The sequence below is a fragment of the Alienimonas sp. DA493 genome, from assembly GCF_043951915.1.
In the GTDB taxonomy this organism is placed as follows: Bacteria; Planctomycetota; Planctomycetia; order Planctomycetales; family Planctomycetaceae; genus Alienimonas.
The window spans coordinates 1-6,236 of sequence record NZ_JBINJD010000229.1 but is presented as its reverse complement, the minus strand read 5'-3'; the positions used below and the strand labels follow the sequence as shown (position 1 = coordinate 6,236).

Here is a 6,236-nt window from a genome sequence, read left to right as displayed (position 1 = left end):
CGGCGTCCGCGACGCCGACGCTGGCCAGAACCGGCGCGCCCGCCGTCAACGAGGTGAACGTCAAGCGACCACCCCGTCGATCACGTGGCCCTTCACGTCGGTCAGCCGCATGTCGCGACCGCCGAAGCGGAACGTCGACCGGGTGTGGTCCACGCCCAACAGGTGCAGGATCGTGGCGTGCAGGTCGTGCATCTCGAAGCGATTCTCGATCGCTTTGTAACCCCACTCGTCGGTCGCCCCGATCACGGTCCCGGCCTTCACGCCGCCGCCGGCCATCCAGACGGTGTAGCCGAACGGATTATGGTCGCGGCCGTTCTTGCCCTGCGCGAACGGCGTGCGGCCGAACTCGCCGGCCCACACCACCAGGGTCTCGTCCAGCAGCCCGCGGCGCCGGAGGTCCTTGAGCAACGCGGCGATCGGCTGATCGACCGCCCGGGCGTTGTTCTCGTGGCCCTGCTTGAGGTTGTTGTGCTGGTCCCAGCGATCGCCGCCGACCTGCGGACAGGTCAGTTCGACGAACCGCACGCCCCGCTCCACCATGCGGCGGGCGATGAGGCACTGGGCCCCGTAGATTTGGGTCGGCTTGTACTCCGCGTCCAGCCCGTATTCGGCGCGGGTCGAGGCGGACTCGTCGCCGACGGACATCACGTCCGGCACCGCCATCTGCATCGCGTAGGCCAGTTCGTAGTTCTTGATCGCGGATTCCAGGCTGTCGTGCGCGCCGTACCGGTCGGCGGCGAACCCGTCGAGCCTCCCGATCAGATCCAGCTTGTCCCGCTGCCGACGGGCGGACGGTTCGAGCGGTTTCACGTTCGCCACGCCGCTGCCGGACGGCTTGAAGATCGAGCCCTGATAGCTGGCCGGCAGGAAGCCGCTGCCGAAGCAGTCCAGCCCGCCGGGCGGGATCAGCCCGCCGTTGATCACCACGAACCCGGGCAGATCCCGAGCCTCGCTGCCGAGCCCGTAGTTGACCCAGGCCCCCATGCTCGGCCGCCCCTGCAACCCGCTGCCGGTGTGCAGGAAATAGTTGGCGAAGGTGTGCTCCGGGAACTCCGAGGTCATGGAGCGGATCACCGCCAGCTCGTCGGCGCAAGTGGCGACGTGCGGGAACAGGTCGCTGACCGGCAGGCCGGACTCGCCGTACTGCCGGAACTTCCACGGGCTGGCGAGCACCGTCCCGTTGTTGTCGAACTGCGTGGGCTCGACCTGGAACAGCGACGCCGGGTCCTTCCCGTCGTGTTTCGTCAGCGCCGGCTTGGGGTCGAAGGTGTCGACCTGCGACGGGCCGCCGTCCATGTACAGGAAGATGACGTTCTTCGCCTTCGGCGTGTGGTGCGGCCCGTGGCCGGCCCTGCCGAGGTCGGTCGGGGCCGGGCGGGCGTCCGCGAACCCGAAGGCGGGGTCGGACTGCAGCCCGGCCAGCGCGACGGTGCCGAAGCCGCTGGCGCAACGCCGCAGCATCTCCCGCCGGGAGGTCGGGGCCGACGACGGCCGCCCGACGGCCGACGCGCGTTCGCAGGGGTAGAGGTAGGGGGCGTTCATCGCAGAAAAATAAATTCTTTGGTGTTGATCAACGCGTGCGCCAGGTCGGCCCACAGCTCCTCGTCGCCCTCGGCCAGGCCCCGCTCGTCCGCCTGATTTTTTAAGAACTGCTCCGCGACGGCAACTTCCGGAGCCGACGGGCGACGAGCGAATGCGGATTCGTAAAGCCACCCGATTCGCTCCCGGGTCGAGGGCGCGGCTTTCAGAGCCCGAGCGGCCCAGCCCTGCGCCTGCTCCGCCACGAACGGGTCGTTGAGCAGAATCAACGCCTGGGCGGGCACGTTGGAGACGTTGCGACGCCCCATCGTGCTGGAGGGAGCGGGGGTGTCGAAGGCCAGCATGAACGGCGACAGGAAGTTCCGCCGCACCGCCACGTAGACGGAGCGCCGCCCCGCCCCGTCCAGCGGACCGCTCTTGCGCGGACGGCCGCGGCCGTCCATAAACGCCGTCAGGTGGATCGGGACCGACCGACCGTACAGGGAGGGGTCGAGCCGCCCGGACAGCGCCAGCAGCGCATCGCGGATCGCCTCGCCCTCCAGCCGCTTGGGCGGCCGGTGGTGCCACAGTTCGTTCGTCGGATCGGCCGCGACCGCCTCCGGGTCGGGGCGGCTGCCCATTTGGTAGGTCCGCGACAGCACGATCCGGCGGATCGTCTGCTTGACGCTGCGGCCGTCGCGGAGGAACTGGGTCGCCAGGTGGTCCAGCAACTCCGGGTGGGTCGGCCGCTGGCCGAGCACGCCGAAGTCGTCCGGCGTGGGCACGATGCCGCGGCCCATCAGGTAGTGCCAGATCCGGTTGACGGCGACGCGGGGGGTCAGCGGGTTGTCCGGGTCGTTGATCGCTTCGGCGAGCTCCAAGCGCCCGCTGCCGGATTCGATCTCCATCGGCTCCTCGCCGGCGATCGCCGAGAGGAACCGCCGCGGAACGATTTCGCCGGGGTTCGACGAGTTCCCGCGGATGTAGATCGCCTGGTCCTCGCCGGTCCCGTCCATCGCCGCGATCGCGAGCCGCGACCGGAAGCGGATCTGCTCCCGCAGGCCGTCGCGTTCGTCGGCCCACGCCTGCACCAGGTCGGCGGCCTCTTCTTCGAGGAATCGCTCGGCCTCGGCGGCGAATTCTTCCGCCTGGATCGCCTCCCGGTCGAGCCTCGCCCGCTGTTGGGGGGAGAGCCCTTGGGCGACCAGCGAGACCTCCAACCGTTCGCCCTCGGCCGGCGTAAATTCCAGGTGCAGGCGGTGGCCGACGTATCGCTTCAGATTGAGGACGGTCCAGTCGTCGTTCGGTTTGATCTTCTGAATGGTCTCCGCGTGCAGCGGGCCGGCGACCATCCGGTGGGAGTCGACGCAGGCCACCACGTGCCCGGCCCCGCGGACGCGGCAGGAAACCATCCCGTCCGTCAACTCGAACGTCGGCGTACGCAGCGTCCGCCCGGCGCGCGGCAGGGGCCGGAGCTTGTCCTGATTCCGCGTCGCCGGCTCCGAAATCGACTCCAATCCGTTCCAGATCGGATCGCTGATCGCCGCGTCGGTCATGGCGACCCGCAGTTCCGGCTCCCCGTCGACCGCCGTCCAGTACGGCTCGCCCGCCCGAACCGGCCGGCTCCCGAACAGGTACCCGTTCTGACGGTACTCGCCGGCCGGCAGGGCGGCGTAGTCGACGAGAATCTTCTCCCGGAGGGCGGCACCCCACGGCCGCGAACGCGGCGGGACGGGTCCGCGATCCGCGAGCAGGTTCGACAGGCGGGACCGAAAGTCCGCCTCCACCCCGGCCAATTGTTCAGCCACCCGGCCGTTGTGTTCCAGCGTTTCGAACCGCACCTGCCGATAGTCGCTGCCCTGTAAGAATCCGGCGATCGCGTAGTAGTCCGCCGTGGAGATGGCGTCGAATTTATGGTCGTGGCACCGCGCGCAGGAAACCGTCATTCCCAGAAAGGTTTTCGAGGTGACGTCGATCATATTGTCGAACCGGTCCGCCTCGTCCCCCAGGATGTCGACCGGCGAATGCACCCAGTCCCCCAGGAACCAGAACCCGGTGCCGAGAATTGATTCGTTGAAGCCGTCGTCCGGATTGAGTCGCGGCTCCTCCAGCAGATCGCCGGCGAGATGTTCCCGCACAAGCTGATCGTGCGGGACGTCCGCGTTGAAGGCCCGGATAATATAATCGCGATACTGATAGGCGTTGGGGGCGTCGCTGTCGTTCTGCTGCCCGCGAGACTCCGCGTAGCGGACCAAATCGAGCCAATGGCGCCCCCAGCGTTCGCCGAAGTGCGGGGAGGCCAACAGCTCGTCCACTAGCCTTTCCACGGCCGCCGGCGAATCGTCCGCGAGGAACGCCTCCCGCTGCTCCGGCGTGGGCGGCAGCCCCGTCAGGTCGAAGGCCAGCCGCCGCAGCAGCGTCTCGCGGTCCGCGTCCGCCGCCGGGGCCAGCCCCGCCGCCTCCAGCTTCGCCAGCACGAACCGGTCCAGGTCGGCCCGCGGCCAGGCCTCGTCGGCCACGGCGGGCGGCTCGGGGGCGGCGACCGGCTGCCAGGCCCAGTGTTCCGCCCGGCGGGCCTCCAGGTCGAACTGGGGGCGGGCGGCCTCGGCGGACGGGGCCGCCTCCTCCGGCCAGGGAGCCCCCATCGCCACCCAACGCTCCAGCGCGGCGATCTCGTCGTCCGGCAGCTTGCCGGAGGGCGGCATGTCGTAGGCGTACGACTCGTACCGCACCGCCTCGATCAGCAAACTGGCTTCCGTATCGCCCGGCGCCAGGGCCGGGCCGGAGTCGCCCCCGGCCAGCAGCCCCGCCCGGCTGTCCACGGACAGCCCCGCCTTCAGTGACTCCGCTCCCGCGCTGTGGCAGGAGTAGCACCGCTCCGCCAGCAGCGGGCGGACCTCCCTCTCGAAGAATTCGAGCTGCTCCGCCGTCGGCGCGCCGTCGACCTCGCCATCCGCGGCGCCGGCGCCCGGGGCGAGGGCGCCGAACGAGGCCGCGATCGTGGCGAGGCAGAGCGAGCGGGCGGTCAGCGACACTGGCGGGCCTTCGAGAGGGGAAGGGGGCGGTCGACGCTCGCGGATCGAGGCCGAGGGGAGAATACAACAGTAACCGTTGACGGGTCCGGGTTAAGGATAGAATGCGACGCGTCCTGAACGATTTGCGACACGCCCGGAGCGTCCGATGAAGCCCCGCCCCCGGGTCGCGCTGTTCGTTGAATCCTCTCGATCGTACGGCCGGGACCTGCTCCGCGGCGCCGCGCTGTTCGCCCGGACGCGGACCAACTGGGCGCTGATCCACCACGAAATGACGCTCGACGCCGAGTTGCCCCCCTGGCTGCGGGGGCCGGCGATCAACGGGGTGATCGCCCGCGTGTCGCAGCACACGATCGGGCCGCTCCGCGAGTTGGGCGTGCCGCTGGTCGACGTGTGGTGCCGGTTCGCCCACCCCGGGGTGCCGCAGGTCGAGACGGACGACGACGCCGTCGCCCGCTTGGCGTTCGAGCACCTGCGGGACCGGGGTTTCCGGCGCCTCGCGTTCTGCGGGTACGAGCACGCCCACTTTTCGGAAGCCCGTCTGCGGCGGTTCCGGGCGCTGGCCGAGGAGGCCGGCGTCCCGCTCTCGGTCTACCTCATGCCCAGTGAGCCGGCGGAGTCGGTCGCCGCCGTAGAGCAGTCCGGGCTGTTCGACCTGGAACCGCTCTCGCACTGGCTCCGGTCGCTGAAGCCGCCGACGGGGCTGTTCGCCTGCAACGACGTCCGCGGCCAACAGGTTCTCAACGCCTGCGCCGCGGCGGAGATCGCGGTCCCCGACGACCTCGGCGTGGTGGGGGTGGACGACGACGACGTGATCTGCCCGCTGTGCGACCCGCCGCTCTCCAGCGTGCGGCCCGACGCGGAGGGCGTCGGCTTCCGGGCCGCGGAAACGCTCCACGAGTTGATGAACGGACCGGGCGGCGCCGCGCCCGCCCGGTCCGGCTCGCCCCCCGTCCAGTACGTCCCGCCCCAGACCGTCGTGGAGCGTCTCTCCACCCAGGTCGCGGCCGTCGACGATCGGGAACTGGCTCGCGTGTGCCGCTACATTCGCGACCACGCCTGCGACGGCATCAACGTAAACGACGTCGCCGCGTTCTCCACGCTGTCCCGTCGCCAACTTGAACGACGGTTCCGGGCGCAGCTTGGCCGCTCGCCTCACCAGGAGATCACCGCCGCCCAGGTCGCCCGCGTGAAACAACTCCTCACAGAGACGACGATGACTCTCGAACAGATCAGCCCGCTCGCCGGTTACGAATATCAGGAGCGGCTGGGGGCGGTTTTTAAACGGGAGACCGGCCTCACCCCCGGCGCCTACCGCCGACAGGCGCAAAGCCTCCCCGACCGCTGACGCCCGCTCGCCGGCGAACGTCACTGACGCTTCGACGGCCCTCCGCCCGACGTACTCGGCCTCAATGCCCGCGCCGATGGCCGCTTCGCCCACAACAACGGCCTAGTGGTTCATTGCAGCTCGATCGTCGGGTATAGCGAGCGGAGTTTAACACGGGCGTCGGCGGTCGTGAATTGCCACCGCACGCCGACCTGCGCGGCGTTCCGGTTACGCTGCCAAGCGGCGGCCTCCCGGGCGAGGGCCGCGGCGTCGGGGATGCGGCGGTCCAGGCACTGGCGGGCCAGCACGCTCAACTCCGTCTCGGCCATGTTCAGCCAGCTGCCGTGCTTCGGCGTGTA

Annotated in this window: 3 protein-coding genes and 1 pseudogene; 1 reads left to right on the top strand and 3 read right to left on the bottom strand. The window is 69.9% G+C overall.

From position 1 onward, the window contains the following. Window positions 1-60: 60 nt before the first annotated feature. Together ACG2DA_RS21275 and ACG2DA_RS21270 are read right to left on the bottom strand one after the other, a co-directional pair. Window positions 61-1,461 (bottom strand): DUF1501 domain-containing protein, encoded by a 1,401-nt coding sequence (locus ACG2DA_RS21275; RefSeq protein WP_395258501.1) that lies wholly within the window; start codon window positions 1,459-1,461, stop codon window positions 61-63. Window positions 1,462-1,538: 77 nt separating this feature from the next. Beyond that, entirely contained in the window at window positions 1,539-4,553 is a 3,015-nt protein-coding gene (locus tag ACG2DA_RS21270) for a PSD1 and planctomycete cytochrome C domain-containing protein (protein ID WP_395258500.1), read from the bottom strand. A gap of 145 nt (window positions 4,554-4,698) precedes the next feature. Here ACG2DA_RS21270 and ACG2DA_RS21265 point away from each other — a divergent pair, with 145 nt between their 5' ends. Continuing rightward, complete coding sequence (locus ACG2DA_RS21265) at window positions 4,699-5,898, top strand: substrate-binding domain-containing protein (protein ID WP_395258498.1); 1,200 nt, start codon at window positions 4,699-4,701, stop codon at window positions 5,896-5,898. A 110-nt stretch (window positions 5,899-6,008) separates the two neighbouring features. Here the strand turns inward: ACG2DA_RS21265 and ACG2DA_RS21260 are convergent. Beyond that, a pseudogene (locus ACG2DA_RS21260) lies at window positions 6,009-6,236 on the bottom strand (IS630 family transposase); the annotation flags it as partial.